Below are 17,625 nucleotides of genomic sequence, written 5' to 3'. Positions count from 1 at the left end.
CGTGTCACGCGGGCAGCGTGTCGAGGGCTTTCTGCAGTCGCGTGATCGATGACCCCACGCCAAGCTGAGTAGCCAGCTCCGCGGTGCGCGCTGGGTCGGCGGCGACCCGCGGTAGCGCGTCGCTGGGTGTGGACAGTGTGACCGGCGCATCGGTGGCTACCCGCACGACCGGACCCGCGGCCTCGACATAGGCCGACGCGGCCAGCAGCTTGGCCCGCAGTCCTTTGGCCATCGGTGATGCCGTCTCGTGGGCCGCAGCCATGATCCGCTCCAGCGAGCCATGTTGAGCCAGCAATCCGGCTGCCGTTTTCTCGCCGACTCCGGGCACACCGGGCAGGCCGTCGGATGGATCGCCGCGCAATAGCGCGAGTTCCGCATAGGCCGGCCCGGCCCGATCCACGGGTACGCCATAGCGGTCGGCCACTTCCGCAGGCCCGAACAGGGTCGCTTTGGATAGCCCACGGCCCAGGTAGAGCACCCGCACGGGGACCGGATCGTCAGCTACCACCTGCAGCAGGTCGCGGTCGCCGCTCACCACAACGACCGGGTCGCAACTTTCCCGTGCCGCCAGCGTGCCCAGCACGTCGTCGGCCTCGAAACCCGGTGCGCCCGCCGTCGGGATCCCGAAAGCGTCCAGAAGTTCCATGATCATGTCAACCTGCGGGGTCAGGTCGTCGGGGACTTCCTCCTCGTCGGGGACTTCCTGCTCGTCGGGCTGGCTGGGCGGTTCCGCCTCCGCGACGCGATGGGCCTTGTACGAGGGGATGAGGTCCACCCGGAACTGCGGCCGCCAATCCAGATCGAGGCACACCACCAACCGTCCGGGTCGCTGTTGTGTGACCACGACCGCCACCGAGTCGATGAATCCACGAACGGCGTTGACTGGTCGGCCATCCGGAGCGGTGATCGACGACGGCACCCCGAAGTATGAGCGGAACCACATACTGGCGCCGTCGAGCAATAGCAGGGGTGCGGACACGCGGGCTATCGTCTCACGTCGCCCAACGTCGACTTGATGTCGACCATTCGGGAAAATCGGCACACCAAGTCGACGTTCGAGGATGGACGCTAGCCTGGCTGGCATGGATGCTCGCCGATTCGACACCGCGGTGTACGCCCGCCGGCTGGCCGCGGCAATGGCTGCGACCGCCGACAGCGGCCTCGACGGCCTGGTGATCACCCCGGGCGAAGACCTTCGCTACCTGCTGGGCTCACGCGCGCACACGTTCGAGCGACTCACCGCGCTGATTCTGCCGGCCGGCGGTGAGCCGAGCCTGGTCGTGCCACGACTGGAGCTGGCCTCGCTCAAGGGTTCTGCCGTTGGCGAATTGGGCATTCCGGTGCGTGACTGGGTCGACGGCGAAGACCCATACCAGTTGGTGACTGCCGCTCTGGGCGGCACCTCTGCCGCGACCGCGGTCACCGATTCGACGCCGGCACTGCATCTGTTGCCGCTGGCCGTCATGCTTGGCGTGCTGCCGGTGCTGGCCAGCGGTGTGCTGCGCGAACTGCGGATGATCAAGGAGGAGTGCGAGATTGACGCGCTGGTGCAGGCGGGTGCGGCCATCGACCGGGTACATGCCCAGGTACCGGGTCTGCTGGTTCCCGGCCGGACGGAAGCCGACGTCGCCGCTGATATCTCCGAAGCAATTGTGGCCGAAGGACATTCGGAGGTAGCGTTTGTCATTGTGGGTTCTGGCCCGCACGGTGCGGACCCGCACCACGGATACTCGGATCGCACCCTGCAGGCGGGTGACATCGTCGTCGTCGACATCGGCGGCACCTACGAGCCCGGATACCACTCCGACTCGACTCGCACGTACAGCATCGGTGAGCCTAACGACGATGTGGCACAGCACTATTCAACGCTGCAACAGGCGCAGCGTGCGGCCTTCGATATGGTCAGGCCAGGTGTGACCGCTGCCAAGGTCGACGCTGTCGCCCGCGGCGTGTTGGACGCCGCGGGCCTCGCCGAGTATTTCGTGCACCGCACCGGGCACGGTATCGGGCTGTCGGTGCACGAGGAGCCCTACATTGTCGCGGGCAACGATTTGCCCCTGGCTGCCGGCATGGCATTTTCGATCGAGCCGGGCATCTACTTCCCGGGCCGGTGGGGGGCTCGCATCGAGGACATTGTGATCGTGACCGACAGTGGCGCGCGGGCAGTCAACAACCGTCCGCACGACCTGATCGTGGTGCCGGTGTCCTAAGGTCTGCTCAGCCAGGAATCTTGCTGAGGATGTAGTTCGTGATGCCGAGGACGGCTTGCTGGCCGCGATCGGTGTTCTTCATTTGGACGGCGATGTCGACAAGCACATTGTCTTTGGCGGCGATGGCGCGGTCACTGCGTATCGTGGCTAGATTCCCTTGTGCTATCAGTATTAGCGTGGTGATGCCGTTCTCGGCATCCTCAGGAACGCTGATCGACAACCCGATGTGCCTAGGTTTGCTGGGTTCTCCGAGCAGTGTCATGGTCGAGCCGCCGCATTTACGCCAAACCGACAACGAATTCGCAAGTTGTCGTTGAGCGGCCGCAGCGTCGCGGAAAGCCAGGACCACCTGGCTCACTTGCGGCACCATGGCTTCACCCTGGGGCTCGCCGATCGCTGACCCGTAGTAACCGATAGTGGTCTGCATTTCGTATTCGCTGGGATCGCCGCCCGCTATGGTCGGCAAGCACTCTGTGGGGTCGGCGGCGACTTCGGCGGCGATGGGTTGGAAGGATGGCTGTTGGGCTATCAGGTTCTGGTTGCCCAAGAAGTTCTTCACCTCATCAAGGGAGGGCAACAAACCGGGTAGGCGCGACTGTGTCACTATCGGCGGCCGGCGCGGCGTTGTCGAGGCGGTAGGGGAAGGGGCTGTCGTGCCGGTCTTTGTCGTGGTACGTGGCGAGTGCGATGTCGTGATCAACGAAGTGATGGCTGCGGAGATTAGTACCACCGTGACCGCCACCGCGGCGATGACCCCTCTGAGGTGACGCGGCCGCCTCGCCGGGGACGGGAGACCTGGCGGCCAGGCATGGGCGGGCGGCGGGGCCATCGCGGTCTCCGGTCCGACCGGATGCTGCCACCGCGGCAAGCTCGGCGTCGCGCTCGCGGGGATACCGTGCGGACCGGGGCCCGGCGCTGCCGGGCTGACGATGCGTCCCTCATGCAGAGCCACCGCAGCGGCATGTGCGAGCTCGCGCGCGGAGGCAAACCGGCGCGCCGGGTCCTTGGCCATCGCCGTGGCGATCACCGCATCCATCGCAGGAGGCAGCCCTGGCACGCGATCGCTGACGGTCGGCGGCGGCTGGTGCAGATGAGCCGCGATCACCGCCGCCGCGCCACCGCCCACGGAATACGGTGCCTCTCCGGTGAGCAGCCGAAAGAGTGAGCACCCCAATGAATACAGATCAGCGCGACCGTCAGAACCTTGCCCCGCAAGAACTTCCGGCGCGGCATACGCCAACGTCGCCAGCACCGAACCGGTCGAGGTCAGCCCAGTGTCGCCGAGCGCACGCGCGATCCCGAAATCACTGAGCAGCACCCGCTCATCGCCGGCAGCTGACCCCGACAACAAGAAATTGGCCGGCTTGATATCGCGATGTACCACGCCGCGCTGGTGCGCATAGTCGAGCGCCTTGGCGACCTCTCCGACCACGTACACCGCCCGCGTTGCGGGCATCATCGCCGCCCGCAGCGCATCGTCAGCGTTGCAGCCATCGATGAACTGCATCGCAATCCACAGTTTGCCGTCGAATTGGCCGCGCTGATAGACCGACACGATGTTGGGATGGTCCAGGCCCGCGGCTACATCGGCCTCGCGGACAAACCGTGCCCGAAAATCGGGATCCCGTGACAACTCGGCGTCGAGCACCTTCAAAGCTTCGCTACGCGGCAAATCCGGATTGCGCACCCGATAAACGGTGCCCATCCCCCCGGCACCCAACGCCTGCTCAACCCGGTAGCCGGCGAAAACCGAACCCACACTCAGCACGGCAGCCACCAGCCATCGAATTCACCCGGCGCTCGGAGGTGGCACATGCGTGGCCGCTATCCCGTGCGCAACTGGTCAGTGATTTTGACCCAGTTGGTCGTGCCGTCGTTGCGGTGGTCTGTCATGTTGCGGCACTCACCGTAGATCTGGATGCGAGCCCAGCCGGTGTTCGGGCCGGCCGTCATGATCGCCATCACGCCGTCTTGGTTGATGACGTGGCCATAGGGGTGCAAGCCGGGAGGGGGGCCGCTGCTCCAGCCGTGGGAGAGCATTCTTGCGGCGATCTGATCAAAGTAAGAATCGGGATTGACCGCCGCGGAGACACCGCTGCTGTCATCGAGGGGCAGCGTGAAGCTCATTTCGACAACTCCCCGGTAGGGCGGATCGGCCTGGTCGTTGCATGACCTGAACGCGAAGCTCGCGTACATATCGGGCAGATTCACCAGTGCGGTGATCTGTTTGGCAGCCGAGACAACTTGCGTTCGCGCTTGGTCGTCGGACAGCGGCTGCGCCGGGTCATCGGTGTCATCACGGTGTCGAGACATCGGCGAGCACCCTCCTAGGAACATCGACAGCGCCAGGACCAGCACGCCGACCATCGCCGGCCGTGACGGCCTCGATCGTTCGTCATGGACGTGGGTAGGCGGGGTAGTGGTGATCGTCATGGATGGTTTCTCGTGGGCGGTCGCTTTCGGGATCGATGTAACCAGGAATGCCGGGTATTCGGAACGGGCCGATGTGCGGTTGTCTCCTGCCGTCGGCGATCAGACCGTCGGCGGCCAGGCGGTCGGGCTGGCCGACAGCTATTTCGGTCATACTCCGCAGTGATTCGCTGCCCATCACGTAGTAGTGCGAATGGTCGTGCCGGTCGAGAGATCCAGAGCCGGGTACTTCGGCCTGGAATCGGATCGATCCGAAACCGTCGCCGGCCGGATCGCGGCCCAATCCCGCGTCCAGAGGGATCGGCATGCCGTACTCGCGGAGTTTACCTTTGAGCAACTCGCCTGGGATGCCGTCGGACTGGCCGATCCAGCTGACCGGGTCGGTGGATGCCGCACCGACGTAGACGTGCCCGCCGTCCAGGTTGAAGTCGGCGGCGTTCTGCGCCAGATCTGTTCCGGGGCTGCCGATCAATACGGCATCGTTGGCGTGCATGCCACTGCCGGCGAATGCGTCTGCAACGGTGGTCGAACCGTAGGAATGCCCAATCACCGTGACGTGCTGGGGTGTCAGGCTGTCGTGGGTGACCCACAGTCCGTTGACATCGGCGGCCAACAAGTCGCCGCCTTGCCTCGCGAGTCCGGGTTCGCTGACCCGGACATCGGAGAATCCATCGGGAGCGTCATAGCCCATCCAGGCGATCACCGAGGTGTAGTGGTGCTGGGGATCCGCAGCCAGAGACTGGTCGTAGAGATTGATCGCATCGTCGTGCCCGCTCATCCACCCCTGAGCCACGCTGGTCCCCGTGCCAGGCACGATGACGGCCGTGTTGCGCGCATAGTCGGGATTGCCGATCGCGATCGCGGCCTTGCCTTGACCATCGAAGGCCACCGGATCGTAGGCCCACAACATGACCGGCCTTTGGTTGGGGCCTTCCGGTCCTCTGTTGTAATCGAGACCGTCGCGCGTCCGCACCGCGTTCTGGTACCGCGTGACGTCGGTGGCCGAAAGTCCGAATAGCGCGGGATTATTCAGGACGTCGGTGGCCGATACCGCGTGCCGCTCGGCGATGTCTTCCACCCGGCTGATGTCGTCGGTCATCACAGCCTGGTTGACCGTGTCGCGGACGATGGCGTTAATGCCATTGAGATTGCCCAGCTCCGGCGGGTGCAGCTCGATCAATTGTTGTTTTTGCTGCTGGCTGAGCGAGTCCCACCAACGCTTTACCTGTCCGGGATCGGTTTCCGGGGAAGGAATTTCGACCATCTCGTCCAATTTCGGCGGGGACAGCGGTGCGTCCACCGATCGAACGGACTGCGGGTCGAGTCCGTCGGTTCGTAGGTTGGTTCGCGAGTTCAGCAGGAGGGCGGAGTAGTCGTCGCGGATACGCTCTAGCTGGTGCAGGCGATCCGAGGTGTCGTTGATGGCTTCCTGTTCAAGGTCGGAGATGTACTGATCCAGTAGGGCCTTTTCCCGGGAGGTTAGTGAGGTGTTGGCTTCGAGCTCGACTAAGTCGCCGATCTCGCTGTCGAGGGCTTGCAGCCGGGTCTGCAACGTCGCGATGCATCGACGTGCCGACCCTTGCGCTTGGGCCAGGGTGGCTGCGATGTTGTCCAAATCTCCTGCGATCCTCGGCAGTTGCGCCTTTTGGAATCGCAGCGTGCGCGTTGCTTGACGCACCACGGCGGAGTCGTTGATGGGGTGCTTGCCGTTTCGCCTATTCCACGACGCCTCAAAGCGGTTGCGGGCCTGACCGAAGGCGGCGTCGGCCTCATTCGTGGATCGGCCCGCGTCACGAAATGCTTGCGCCAGAGCGGAAACATCGGCTGGCCGACCACGCTGTAACGAGGCATTGACCTGCCAGGGATCACCGCCTGCTTCAGCGATTAGCAGCGGGACGCTGATGTACCGGAGTTCCATCGCACAGGCCTCGCGGAGTCGCGGGTGTCTCAACCGGGGGAGTCGCCCACCCGTGTGGCGGTTCCCCGGTGATGACCATCGGTACCCCCTTGCCGAGCTGGTCGCCAGGTTACTACCCGCAACGTGGCGGTCAATTCACCCTGCAGTCCGGGTGCGGGTGAATACCGCTGACGGGTGGTTTGGGTGAGAATCCCGGGCGTGGCTCCGTTGGCGGTCGATCCTGAGGTGTTGTCGGGTGCTGGCCGTGCTGTGGTTGGTGTTGGTGATGTGGTGGCTGCGGCGGTGGGGTCCTTGGTGGCGGGGTTTTCGGTGAATACGGGCCAGGATGCTGCCGGTGAGGTGTTTGGCTTGTCGTATCAGGATGCGGCGCAGTCGTTGTTGACTGCGGCGGCGGCCGGGGTGGATGCGTTGCGGTTGAGCGGGGCCAAGATTGCGGCGTCGGCGGCGAATTATTCGGCTGCCGAGGCGGCCTCGACGCTCGGTGGTGGTGGGGCGGTGTTGCCGACTCCGGTGCCGCCGCAGCCGTTTAGTGCGCCGGGTCCGCCGGGGACGTTGGGTCCGGGGGTGGCTGCTCCGCTGTTGTGGGCGGTGGTGCAGTCGTTGGTGGGTGATTTGTGGCCGAATGCGGATGTGGCGGGGCTGCATGCTGCGGCGGGGCAGTGGCGCGGGTTTGCTGGGGTGCTTGGTGGGGTGGTTGATGAGTTGGGTGGCTCCAAGGCGGTGATCGCGGGCCAAGACATTCCCGAGGGTGCGTTGATGCTGCAGGTGTTGTTCGAGATTGGCGCCGATGTGGCGCAGGTGGGTGAGCAGTGTCAGAAGCTGGCCGCTGCGCTGGATGCCTTCGCCAGTGAGGTGGGGCGAACCCAAAACGCGATCCGGGATCTGTTGGATCGGGTGGCGTCGGTGTCGGGGTTGTGGGATCAGGTGGTGTCGTTTTTCGAGGGTGATCTGTTGGAGGAGATCGAAGAGATCGCTGCTGATGTTCGAGCGGTGCTGCACAACATGGGGCGTCAGGCGCGCGCGCACGAGCAGCAGATGCAGGTGGTGATGCAGTTAGTCGACGATGCGGTAGTGGGGATGCAGCGTTCGGTGCGCGGTCAGCTGACGCGGTTCTTGGGTGAGGATGTCGGTAATCCGGTGGCGACGGTGTTCGATACGTACACCAATTCGCAGGAGGGCTTCCTGAAGGCGGGGATGGGGACGCTACAGGGTCTGCAGCAGCTCAATCCGGGGCGGTTTGTGACTGATCCTCAGGGGGCGGCGCAGGCGTGGAAAGACATGACCAAGACGGGGTTGGTCAATCATGTTCTGAATCCGCAGGAGGCGCTGGAGGCGGATAAGGAGATGGTGTCGGGGTTGTTGCATTTGGAGGACTGGCGTGCCGATCGGCCGGGTTTGGGGTTTGGCGGCAACCTTTTTGATGTGGCGACGTCGTTTTTTCCGGGGGCTGGAGGCGCTGGTGCGGGGGCGCGCGGAGCTGCCGGGGTTGCGCGTGCCGGTGCGGCGGGTGCGGATGCTGCTGGTGTGGCGGGTCGTGGTGGCCGGGTGGTTGGAGAGGTTGCTGGTACTGGCGGTGTGTTGGGGGATATCGGGGCTTCGGGTCGTGGTTTGACCCGCAACTTGGAGAACCTGGGTACCGAGGTGCCCAAGTTTGACGCGCCGGGTGTGGGTGGGCGTCCGGTGGGGATGGCCCCGGAGAAGCTGCCGGGTGCGCCGGTGGAGCCGGTGCCGCGGCCAGTGGAGTCGGTGCCGGCGGGCAAGCCGGTCACTGAGACTGTGCCTGGGTCGGGGGCCGCGGGGCGCACGGAGGTGCCGGGCGGTCGGGCGCAGCCGGTGCCGGGCGGTGGTGGGCACCCGGCTATGGGCCCGCCTGGCGAGCACGCGGTGCCGGCTGCGCCGATTGGGCAGCCCGAGCCGGGGCCGGCCGGGGTCGCACCAGGCGGGTCTGGGGGTGTACCGGCGCCGGCGGCTGCGCACGCCTCGTCGCCGGCGGCTCCTACTGCGCCAGCGGCGCCGCACCCGTCACCACCGCCGCCGGTCGCACCGTCGAGCGCGCGGCCAGCCGAACTCGCACCATCACACGGCACCACCCCGCACGGCGCCGGCGATAGTGGCCCACCGGGCGGTCACCCACCTGGACAACACGTCGATGGCGGTGGCCCGCACGGAGCCGGCAATGGTGTGCCCCCACATGGTCATCCTCCGGAGGTGCAGCCGGACGGTAATGGCTCGTCTGGGTTTAGCCATGGAAGTCACGCCGGACCGCAGGATCCTGTGCATGCCCAGGAGGCTTCGGGTGCCGGATGGCATCGGGCTGCCGATACGCCGACCGATCCGCACTATGGCGAGCCGTTGCCGGATCATTGGAATTACCCGCACGATCCGACAGATCTGAGTCGCATAGATTCGGATGTTAGGAATCTAATCGATGACTCTGACGCGCCATTCGGTAGGGACGCGCATGGGCATGCATATACCCAAGGGGAATATGAAGAACGTTTCAATAAATTAGGGCCAGGAGGTGAGCGTTGGTATAATTTTCCTGGAAATGATGGCGCAATACCAGGGACCCGGGTCGTCTACACTGATCCCAAACAGTTTGTACAGGATTATGGCGCACGTCTCGATCGGATCGGTGATGACGGCGGCGCATATCTAGGCGTAATGGAAAACGGACGTGCTGCATCGTGGGAAACGCGCGCCCTTCATGTCGATTCGCTCAGCGAGCCCTATAACGCTTATACCCTCGGTCGCCTACCAGAGGGATGGACAGTAGAAGTTTCGGAAGTAGCGCCTGGTCTGGGTCAACCGGGCGGATCGCTCCAGGCGCGGATCTTTGACGCCCGGGGTGAGGCGAGAAGTGTGGAGGATCTGCTCGCGCCGGGAGTGTTGCTACCATGAAAACTAGTGTGGAACTCTCAAATGAGGTACAGGACTGGATTCGACTCGCCGGGTTGTCAGTGACCCAGGGGTCGCAAACCGATGATGGTCGGCCAATTATCTGGAACAAGGGCGGAGAGATTCGCTATTTTGTCGGTGTCACAGATGGGTACTTCGTCCTAACATCGTCTCATCGTATGGGGGCAGAGAACCTTCATTTGGCTGCCGTCTCCACGGCGATTCTTGAACGCTATCTTGTTGGGCATTTCGGTGGGTCGGTGCGAAAGAGCTGCGGCCTGCAGCGTGTACGTAAGCCATTTTATCGCGATGAACTAAAGTCGACTTATCATCTTGGTGCAATCAATTTTTCCGGGCGTGAGGAAGACGCTCTTATGGAATCGACTGGAAGTGTCCTGGCAATTGCTGCAGTTGACAGACTGGTCGAGCTATCGCACTACATTGATGTTACTATTGATACCATAAAAGATTCGTTCCTCGACCCTGAAGGCCGGCCATTGTTTGCCCAACCTTACTGACCTCGGAGAAATTAGCGGGCAGCTATCGTTGGCATCCAAAGCAGTAATACGCTCCGGCGAATTGGGCTTTTGGACGCGGTGATAGCTAAGACGTCGACAAACTCTTCAAAGTGGGTGGGCGGCACGATGGGTGGTCACTCGCTTGTGTCTGCCTTCTCGTCTTGAATCGTGCGCCCGGATTCCTTGTGGTCGGGTAGAAGGATGCGTCTACTGACGGTGGGCTTGGCTTCCGCAGACTTCGTGACCGGCTTGCTCGGGGGCACAGTCAAACGGCCCTTGACGGGCTGTCCGTGTGGGACGCCAGGAACTGTCACGCGCTTCTCTGTTGGCTTGTCTTTGCTGCCGCCACCTTCGCCGCGGGCACCCATCGCGCCTGGTGGAACCATCGGCATACCGGTTGGACCCATCGACGTCGAGGCCGGTGGCGTGCCGGCGCCGGGCGAAATAGCCGCGGACTTGGCGGCGGCGCCAGCGGGGGTCGTCGGCGGTGACGATGTCGGCACCGGGGGCGGACCCAGATAGCCCGTCGGGGTCGTGCCGCCGCCGAGTCCTCCGGCGCCGATGCCACCAGCACCACCGCCGGCGCCAAGACCGGGTTCGGCATCCAAGTCGCCGACGAGTGCCGCGTCGTCCAGAGCGTCCAGGCCTTCGGCACCGCCGGCCTGCTGGAGCGCGCCCATCAGGGGTTGTATGGCGCCTTGTCCGGCCTGCATCGCTTGTTGCGGGATCTGGGTGAGCGGTCCGAGCATGCCGCCAGCAGCACCGCTGATTGCCCCTCCTATACCGGAAGCCATCTGCGGGATCATCTGGGCCATTCCTTGGGCGTCCATACCTTCGAACTGGCGTGCGGCATCGGCCTCGTTCTCAGGAAACTTCGCCGCGGCGTCTGCCGCATGAGCTCGTCGATCGGCGTCGTCCTCCGCGATCTCAGCGTTTGTAAGTCCCAGATCGGCGTTCGTAGATGTGGTGAACGCGTGCATCCCGACGCCAACAGTGGACGTTCCAGCCGGTTGAACGGGTCCCGGTGCCACCGGTACCGGCGGTGGTTTGTCGGCCGCTGAACCATAGCTTCCGGGATCCGATGAGATTGTCATAAGGATCTCCTGGTTGAGGTCGCGGCGATTGCCCAGGCGAGGTGGTAGTTCGCCCCCGAATGGTCGCCTTCGACCAGGGTATTGATTGCCGCCAGCAGCATCCAGTCGATTGCCGCGTCAAAGTCATGACTCGGGTATGCGGCCAGAACAGACCTACGAATCTCGGTTGCTTTTTCGCTGAGAACGTCAGCTTCGTTGTCGGGCACGCCGTAGTTCCGCGCGGCGGCGACAGCAACCGCCTGTGCGACCCGCGGCAACCCATCGCGGCGGCGGACGTATTCGGCCAGCGTCGGTCCAAGCTCATCCATCGGGGGCGCGGCACGCGCGGTGCGGTCCCCGGTCAGTTTGGGCGCATCCTTGTCGGGATCGCCGATGTAACCGTGGGGCTGGTGTACCGCCAGCATTGTGACCGTACCCAGCAGGTCGACCACACGAGCATCGCGGCGCCGCAAAGTTGGCTCCAACAGCGTGACGTGCGCGGGAAGCCGAATATGCGGCGGAATCCAGCCGCCGGCCAGGTCGGTGACCAGCAGTGTTGTCCGTCCGTCGTCGCGGAGCCCGGCCGCCCAGGACAGCCCTGGTTCTTGGCGGGCCACCGCCTCGACGATGCGCTGCAGGCGCTGCTGCTCCGCTGATCGCCGCGCTCGATCGCCCGCCGCGGCTCCCGTCATTGCAGTCGCGGATGCGGCGGCCATCGATGACCCGCTGGTCGCTTGAGCCTGGGCTGACTCCTGGCCGGTGGATTTCGTTGCGGGCGATAGTACTGAGCCGCCGGCTGAGGGAGACGACGATGCCGGTGAGGCGACCGCAGCACCCGACACCGGCCCCGCGGGCGGTGACGGCGGGGCAGGGGGCGCAACGACCGGCGGTCGGAGATCAGAACCGTACGCCGGCAACGGCCCGGCTGGGCCACCACCAACGACCGGGGCGACCGATCCAGTCGCGGTGCCACCTGTGACCACGGGCGCTACTGCCGTGACTCCGCCCGTGGTGTAGCTCGTTGGTGGGGTGATCTGACCCTGCTCTGAGGCCGTTTCTGGAATGCCCGCGTCCGATATGGGCGGTACACCAGCCGTGACGCTCCCGACTGTCGATGCGGGCGTTAGTGGAGCTGTCGCCGGCGGCACCGTCGGCGGCGGGTGCTCGGACGCCGCGGCGACAGTCCCGGCGGATACCGAGTGTGCGCCAGCGGCCGCCGGCGCACCGGTTGCCATCCCGGTCGTGAACGATTCACTCAGTGACTGCAGCGCAGGGGTCGATGCGGCAGGAGCCGAAATGCCTGCCCCCGAAGGAGCGCTGACACCTGCTGCAGGCGTACCGGGTGCCAATGGCGGCGGGTTTGTGCCCGGCGGAGGCGCAGCTGGAATCGTTGGAGCGCCATCGCCATACACGGGGGCACCACTTGCGGCTGCAGTCGGGCTAGCAGGCGGCGTCGTAGGTGCTCCATCACCATAGGTCGGGACCAATGGTGCCGACTGCGCCACAACGTCCGGCGCGGTTTCAGAGTGCACTGCGGTTGCTCCTTCACCGTAGGCCGACGCTGTTGGCGACGACGGCGCAGGTGGGGCATCCAAGTCGGCGGCGGAAAGTGGGGGTGGCGGAGGGGGAGCGTCGAAGCTAACACCGTGATCAAGCAGCCACGACCGGGCGTCTCCACCCACGGTCGCGTCCAGCACCCGTTGTGTCGCATCGACAATATTGGACATCGCGGCGGCCCCCGCATTGGTGGCTCTGGCGTTTGCCTGCTGGATCACCAGGTTGACTGCGGCCAATTTGGCTGTCGTTGGACCACTGCCATCAAGGATCCGGTCAATGTCTTCATTGCCCGACCTAGCGATATCAGTCAGTTGATCGCGCAAGTGGTTCACCGCGTCGGCGACCCGGTCGCTTTGTTCACTCTTGACTTCGCATTGCTCAGCGATCGTGGCCAACCGCTGTTCACCGCGCAAGTACCGCTCCATCAGGTCTTCGGCGGTGCGGCCTTGGTTTACTGCCAATCGTGATCGCTCGTCTCGCAGGTTGGCCGCTTCGTTGCGCTTGAGCTGGCTCATTTGGCGCCAATAGCCAACCCCGGACGTTGGCGCGTCGGGCCTTGCGGGCCACCATGCGCCCACCAACCACGCTGACCACTTGCCGGGCGGCAGGTCAACCGGCACCGCAGATGGCTTTCATGCGCGCGTCTTTTGCAATGAAATCGTCAATCGCCACTTTGAGTGCCGGATCTTGGAGAGTCAAGTAGCTACCCATAGCGTTGGTGCTGGCGTACGCCTCAGGCAGCGTGAGTGCACCGACGCGATCCCTGTCAGCGAGAGCCGGAATCCCCCTTACCGCTTGTTCCAACATCACTGCCGCGTTCACACCGGCGGCGGACGTGAGCGCTGGGTCATCGCCGTTTGTTTCTATTTGCACTTCACGCGCCACCAGCTCGTACACGTCGCACAGTTTCTTGTGTGCCTCAGCAGTCTCCGCTGTCGAATACGTGGGTGGGGCGGGGGTCGTCGAGGCTGGGTTGGTGGTCGACTCGGGTGTAAGTGCTGCAAATGCCACGATGAGGGCTGCCGTGCTGAGCACTATGGCAATCATTACGGCCGTCACTAGCCAGACGCGTCGGTGTGCGGCCGAGCTCCCGAGCGGTGTACAGCGACCTGCGGAGGGCGAGGCGGTTGTCATTTTAGTAGCGTCGTCCTGCTGGTGGAGTAGCTTCATTCCTGTTTTTGCCGTTGAGCATCTCCTGAGGAGTCGCTAACGCATCGCGGTGACGATGGCCGCAACCTCGATACGTTGATGGCGAGGGGTGTGAGCATGCCCGCCGGCAAGTCGTCGGTCGGATCGGGCGCCTCCTGAAGTCTTGCGCTGGCCTATTCGCAATAGTGGATGAGATGCGTGGCGTCGGCAAGTCACGCCGTTGCCCAGCAGACTGCCGGTATTGCCATCGGGACTATCTGGCTACCCTCGAGGCTGCGTCCGATCGCATCGTCAGGTGCGGTCTGATTCGGGTGCGGCTACTTGGCTAGACGGGCGAAAAGGCGATGACGGCGGCTAGCCGAAGATCTCACGTTCGCTCACCAGATTGCCGCGTCTCCGCTATTGCTTTGCTGCCCACGGTCACTTGGACGAGGCGTCGGTCGATTCCGATTAGCAAGCGGCCTCGTCCTTCGCGCTGATTGGCTATTGCATTGGAAGCTTGATTGATCCGGCTATCTTGACTTGAGATGCTGATAAGCACCAATCGCTACTTCAACAGCGCTCTGTTGAATCGTCGGAATGGTGCCCCTTGTTTGCTGGAGTCTGCGGTCTTCAATCCGGAAGTCGCTTGCCTTGTGTCGCTTGAGCCCCCTGCTTGCCGCCCAATGGATGACGCCATCGCTGGTTTTGGGAGTGCGGGCCAAGCCGCGCGAACCGACAATCGCTGAAACTTGCCAGCAGCAGCTCAGCCTCAGCCGCAAAACGACTTCATTTGCGCATCCTTGGCGATGACATCATCGGCCGCTGCCCGCCACGCGGGATCATCACGTCCCGTCGCAAAGCTAGCGACGGCGTTCGCATTGGTATATGCCTCAGCCAGCGCAACGGCCGCGCTGCGCTCACCGGGTGGCAACGCCGGCGCCCCATTGACTGCTTGACCTAGCATGACTGCACCATTAAGTCCGCCAACGCGCGCAAAAGCGGGGTTGTCGCTGTTGGTGTCTATCTGCACTGACCGCGCCGCCAGCTTGTAGATTTCGCACAGCTTCTCATGGGCGGCAGCGGTTTCCGCGGCGGTATACCTAGGCGCAGTTGCCGGTGTTGCGGCAGAAGTGCTGTTGTTTGCGCGTGTGAGTGCCACGACCAACGCCGCCGCTCCCAGCAGCGTGGCGATGCCTGCTAGCGCTACCGCTGGCCAGGTGTTGGAGCGTCGTGCCTGCTCAAGGGGGGCTGGCGTCCACTGAGGGGCAGGCGGGTAGTTGGTGGTCACCTCACCAAGGCTATTCGGTGCTGATGTCTGTGCACATGTGATCTCTCCTGGACGCCAATGACGGCCAATATGTCTGGATGGCGGCGGCCAAATTCCCTGACGCTGGCAGGTCGTTGTAAACGCTGAGGGGTCCGCAAGCGTCGCCCAGACATCTCAGATCCTGGAGGGCCAGCCAGCTTGCCCAATTCACCGTTGAAGCACTGCCAAAGGGGCTAATCACTTGGTTCCTGCGGCGGCCGTCGATATCGAACCGCCGATATCGCTTGCGGGATGGCTGATCACCAGCAAGGCGCTTGGTCACCAAATTCACAGCTAGCCAAGGCTGGTTCAAGGGCTTGGAGCTGGCCGGAGCGGTGGCCCGTTCAATTGCGTTGCGTGCAACGCGCGCCGTTTCGAGTGAGTTCTTAGACCGCCGACCTAGGAGTGGGCGAATATGGCTGGCGGTTGGTGTGTGTGAGACTCCAGCGCTGTTCGGCGATCGTGGCCAACCGCTGCTCACGGCGCAAGTACCGCTCCATCAGGTCGTCGGAGGTCCGGCCTCGGTTTATTGCCGCACGTGATCGCTCGTCTCGCAGGTCGGCTACCTCGTTGAGCTTGAGCTGCCCCGTTTGACGCCAATGGGTAGCCCGGGCAGTTGGCGGCTCTGGCCTTGCCGGCCACTACGTGTCGACTAGCCAAACTGACCATTTGCCAGGCGGAAGGTCACCCGCCAACATTTGCACATACCTGTCTCATTGCAGCGTCCTTGGTGATGATGTTGTTTAGGGCGGCCTGGTATTCCGCTTCGGTAGCGACGCTGCCCTTTGCGGTGGTGCTTCGATATGATGTCGCAAGCGCCACCGCGGCGTTGCGGTGTTCTGCGTCGAGGGCGGGATTACTCGCTGACTTATCCAGCATTACGGCAGCGTTTGTAAGTGCGATGCGGGCCAGCGCCCGATCATCGCCGTTCGTTTCGACCTTTACCGCTTGCGCCGCGAGTCTGTAAGTGGTGCATAGTTGACGTTGTGCCGCAGCCGTCTCGGCGGCCGTGTAGGCGGGCTTTCCAGTCGTTGCTGGCAAGCTCGACGCAGTCGGTCTGTCGAGGGCTAATACGAGCGCCACGACCGCTAATGCCGTGGCGATCGCGGCCAAGGCGATGGCTCCGAGGGCGATTGTTGGCCTGGCGGTTGGGCGTAGTACCGCCCCGGGAGGCTGCGTTGGCGCCCGCTTTGGTCTGGGCGGACGGATAGTCGATCCCCCACGATCCGAAGGTAAGTTCCCCACTGGGTGTCCTCCTCACATACCGCTGCTTGAGATGCCGACCCGCGCCTCCATTTTGGCCGCCATTTGGCCGCTATCGCCGAGGATCCGGTCAATGTCTTCGTTGCCAGACCTTGCGATGTCGGTCAGCTGATCACGTAGATGATTCACAGCATCGGCGACACGATCGCTTTGCTCGCTTTTGACTTCGCATTGCTCGGCGATCGTCGCCAAGCGCTGCTCACCGCGCAAGTACCGCTCCATCAGGTCGTCGGCGGTCCGGCCTCGATTTGCTGCCAGCCTAGATCGCTCGTCCCGTAGGTCGGTTGCCTCGTTGCGCTTGAGCTGGCCCATTTGCCGCCAGTAAGTAACCCCGGCGGTTGGCGCGTCCGGCCTGGCGGGCCACCAGGCTCCGACCAGCCACGCTGACCACTTGCCAGGTGGCAGGTCAATCGCCACTGCACAGGGCCTTCATGCGCGCGCCCTTCTCGTTGGCATCATCTATAGCTGCCTTTGATTCTGGGTCGTCGCTATTCGCGAAGCTGCCTACTGCGTTCGCGTTGGTGAACGCCTCGGCCAACGCAATAGCAGCCGCACGATCCTCGGCTGGGAGTGCCGGTGCCGCGTCCGTGGCTTGTATTAGCATGACTGCGCCGTTGACCAGGGCGGCAACTGCGAGTGCCTGGTTGTCGCCATTAGTTTGTATCTGAACTTGACGCGCCGCCAGCTTGTACACCTCGCACAATGTCTGGTGGGCAGCAGTGGTCTGCGTAGCCGAGTACGTCGGCGGCGCAGTTGTTGCCGGGGCTTGGCTGCTATCTGTGGGGCGTGTGAGTGCGACGACGAGCGATGCGGCGCCGAGGACGATGGCGGTGACTATGCCCGCTGCGGACCAGATGCCCGCGCGCGCCGTTGGGTGAGTGGGCTGCGGCGGTGTCCATTGACCCGGAGGGGGCGGGAGGTTCGTCATCCTTGTAACGCTATTCCTGATGGCGGCAATGAACACTTGGCGCGCGGTCGCAGCTCATCGCGGTGACGACGACCGCGACAAGATGCGCCAATGATCGCGACTGCGAATGCTCCCGCAGCCAAGTCTTCCCTCATAGCGTGGGCTCCTTGTGAATGGCGCAGTCCTATGCGCCATGGTGGAGTAGGCAACGGGCTTGGGCAAATCACCTTGATTCGTGGTCCGTGGCCGTTGTGATACGTCGCTACCAGCGGGCAGCGCTCGATGGCACGGGAGCAAGGTCTTACCTAGGACTGATCTGCTCCGCCCAAATGTCCCGCCGAATGCGCGATGGCACCGGCTCACCTAACGCTGATCGATTCCGTCGAAAGGCTACAGAGAATGCACGCTGGCCCT

13 protein-coding genes and 2 pseudogenes are annotated in these 17,625 nt (G+C 63.8%); 3 read left to right on the top strand and 12 right to left on the bottom strand.

Annotated elements, in window-relative coordinates:
• Positions 1–4: 4 nt before the first annotated feature.
• The gene (locus tag F6B93_RS13145; protein ID WP_211695495.1) at positions 5–979 is read right to left on the bottom strand and encodes a 5'-3' exonuclease; all 975 of its coding nucleotides are present in this window, start codon (positions 977–979) and stop codon (positions 5–7) included.
• 103 nt (positions 980–1,082) lie between these two features.
• On the opposite strand from F6B93_RS13145, the gene F6B93_RS13140 reads away from it, so the two are divergent.
• Positions 1,083–2,210 (top strand): M24 family metallopeptidase, encoded by a 1,128-nt coding sequence (locus F6B93_RS13140; protein ID WP_211695494.1) that lies wholly within the window; start codon positions 1,083–1,085, stop codon positions 2,208–2,210.
• A 7-nt stretch (positions 2,211–2,217) separates the two neighbouring features.
• Here F6B93_RS13140 and F6B93_RS13135 read toward each other — a convergent pair whose 3' ends face one another.
• Genes F6B93_RS13135 through F6B93_RS13125 form a run of 3 tightly spaced genes read right to left on the bottom strand, consistent with a single transcriptional unit; the run spans position 2,218 to position 6,558 of the window.
• Complete coding sequence (locus F6B93_RS13135; RefSeq protein WP_211695493.1) at positions 2,218–3,987, bottom strand: serine/threonine-protein kinase PknH/PknJ; 1,770 nt, start codon at positions 3,985–3,987, stop codon at positions 2,218–2,220.
• Between the two features lie 47 nt (positions 3,988–4,034).
• Entirely contained in the window at positions 4,035–4,577 is a 543-nt protein-coding gene (locus F6B93_RS13130) for a hypothetical protein (RefSeq protein ID WP_246540742.1), read from the bottom strand.
• A gap of 28 nt (positions 4,578–4,605) precedes the next feature.
• Positions 4,606–6,558: a putative alpha/beta hydrolase gene (locus F6B93_RS13125; RefSeq protein WP_211695492.1), complete on the bottom strand. Its 1,953-nt coding sequence runs from the start codon at positions 6,556–6,558 to the stop codon at positions 4,606–4,608.
• A gap of 183 nt (positions 6,559–6,741) precedes the next feature.
• Here F6B93_RS13125 and F6B93_RS13120 point away from each other — a divergent pair, with 183 nt between their 5' ends.
• Together F6B93_RS13120 and F6B93_RS13115 are read left to right on the top strand one after the other, a co-directional pair.
• Complete coding sequence (locus F6B93_RS13120) at positions 6,742–9,459, top strand: TNT domain-containing protein (RefSeq protein WP_246540741.1); 2,718 nt, start codon at positions 6,742–6,744, stop codon at positions 9,457–9,459.
• A complete protein-coding gene (locus F6B93_RS13115; RefSeq protein WP_211695491.1) occupies positions 9,456–9,974 on the top strand; it encodes a TNT antitoxin family protein in 519 nt (172 codons plus the stop codon). Before F6B93_RS13120 ends, F6B93_RS13115 begins: the two co-directional genes overlap by 4 nt.
• 134 nt (positions 9,975–10,108) lie before the next feature.
• Here the strand turns inward: F6B93_RS13115 and F6B93_RS13110 are convergent, their stop codons facing one another.
• From F6B93_RS13110 to F6B93_RS13080, 8 genes and pseudogenes are all read right to left on the bottom strand, one after another.
• Positions 10,109–11,068 (bottom strand): hypothetical protein, encoded by a 960-nt coding sequence (locus tag F6B93_RS13110; protein ID WP_211695490.1) that lies wholly within the window; start codon positions 11,066–11,068, stop codon positions 10,109–10,111.
• Complete coding sequence (locus F6B93_RS13105) at positions 11,065–13,224, bottom strand: DUF5631 domain-containing protein (RefSeq protein WP_211695489.1); 2,160 nt, start codon at positions 13,222–13,224, stop codon at positions 11,065–11,067. Before F6B93_RS13105 ends, F6B93_RS13110 begins: the two co-directional genes overlap by 4 nt.
• On the bottom strand, positions 13,214–13,501 hold the full coding sequence (locus F6B93_RS22915; protein WP_246540740.1) for a hypothetical protein: 288 nt from the start codon (positions 13,499–13,501) through the stop codon (positions 13,214–13,216). Before F6B93_RS22915 ends, F6B93_RS13105 begins: the two co-directional genes overlap by 11 nt.
• 1,003 nt (positions 13,502–14,504) lie before the next feature.
• Positions 14,505–15,023 (bottom strand): hypothetical protein, encoded by a 519-nt coding sequence (locus F6B93_RS13095; RefSeq protein WP_211695488.1) that lies wholly within the window; start codon positions 15,021–15,023, stop codon positions 14,505–14,507.
• 467 nt (positions 15,024–15,490) lie between these two features.
• A pseudogene (locus tag F6B93_RS22910) lies at positions 15,491–15,736 on the bottom strand (DUF5631 domain-containing protein); the annotation flags it as partial.
• A complete protein-coding gene (locus F6B93_RS13090; RefSeq protein ID WP_211695487.1) occupies positions 15,726–16,286 on the bottom strand; it encodes a hypothetical protein in 561 nt (186 codons plus the stop codon). The gene F6B93_RS13090 and the pseudogene F6B93_RS22910, both read right to left, overlap by 11 nt.
• Positions 16,287–16,328: 42 nt before the next feature.
• A pseudogene (locus F6B93_RS13085) lies at positions 16,329–16,721 on the bottom strand (DUF5631 domain-containing protein); the annotation flags it as partial.
• Positions 16,711–17,232: a hypothetical protein gene (locus F6B93_RS13080; RefSeq protein WP_211695486.1), complete on the bottom strand. Its 522-nt coding sequence runs from the start codon at positions 17,230–17,232 to the stop codon at positions 16,711–16,713. The pseudogene F6B93_RS13085 and the gene F6B93_RS13080, both read right to left, overlap by 11 nt.
• Positions 17,233–17,625 lie beyond the last annotated feature (393 nt).

This window comes from Mycobacterium spongiae, from assembly GCF_018278905.1.
GTDB lineage: Bacteria > Actinomycetota > Actinomycetes > Mycobacteriales > Mycobacteriaceae > Mycobacterium > Mycobacterium spongiae.
This window is presented reverse-complemented; position numbering and strand designations above follow the sequence as displayed.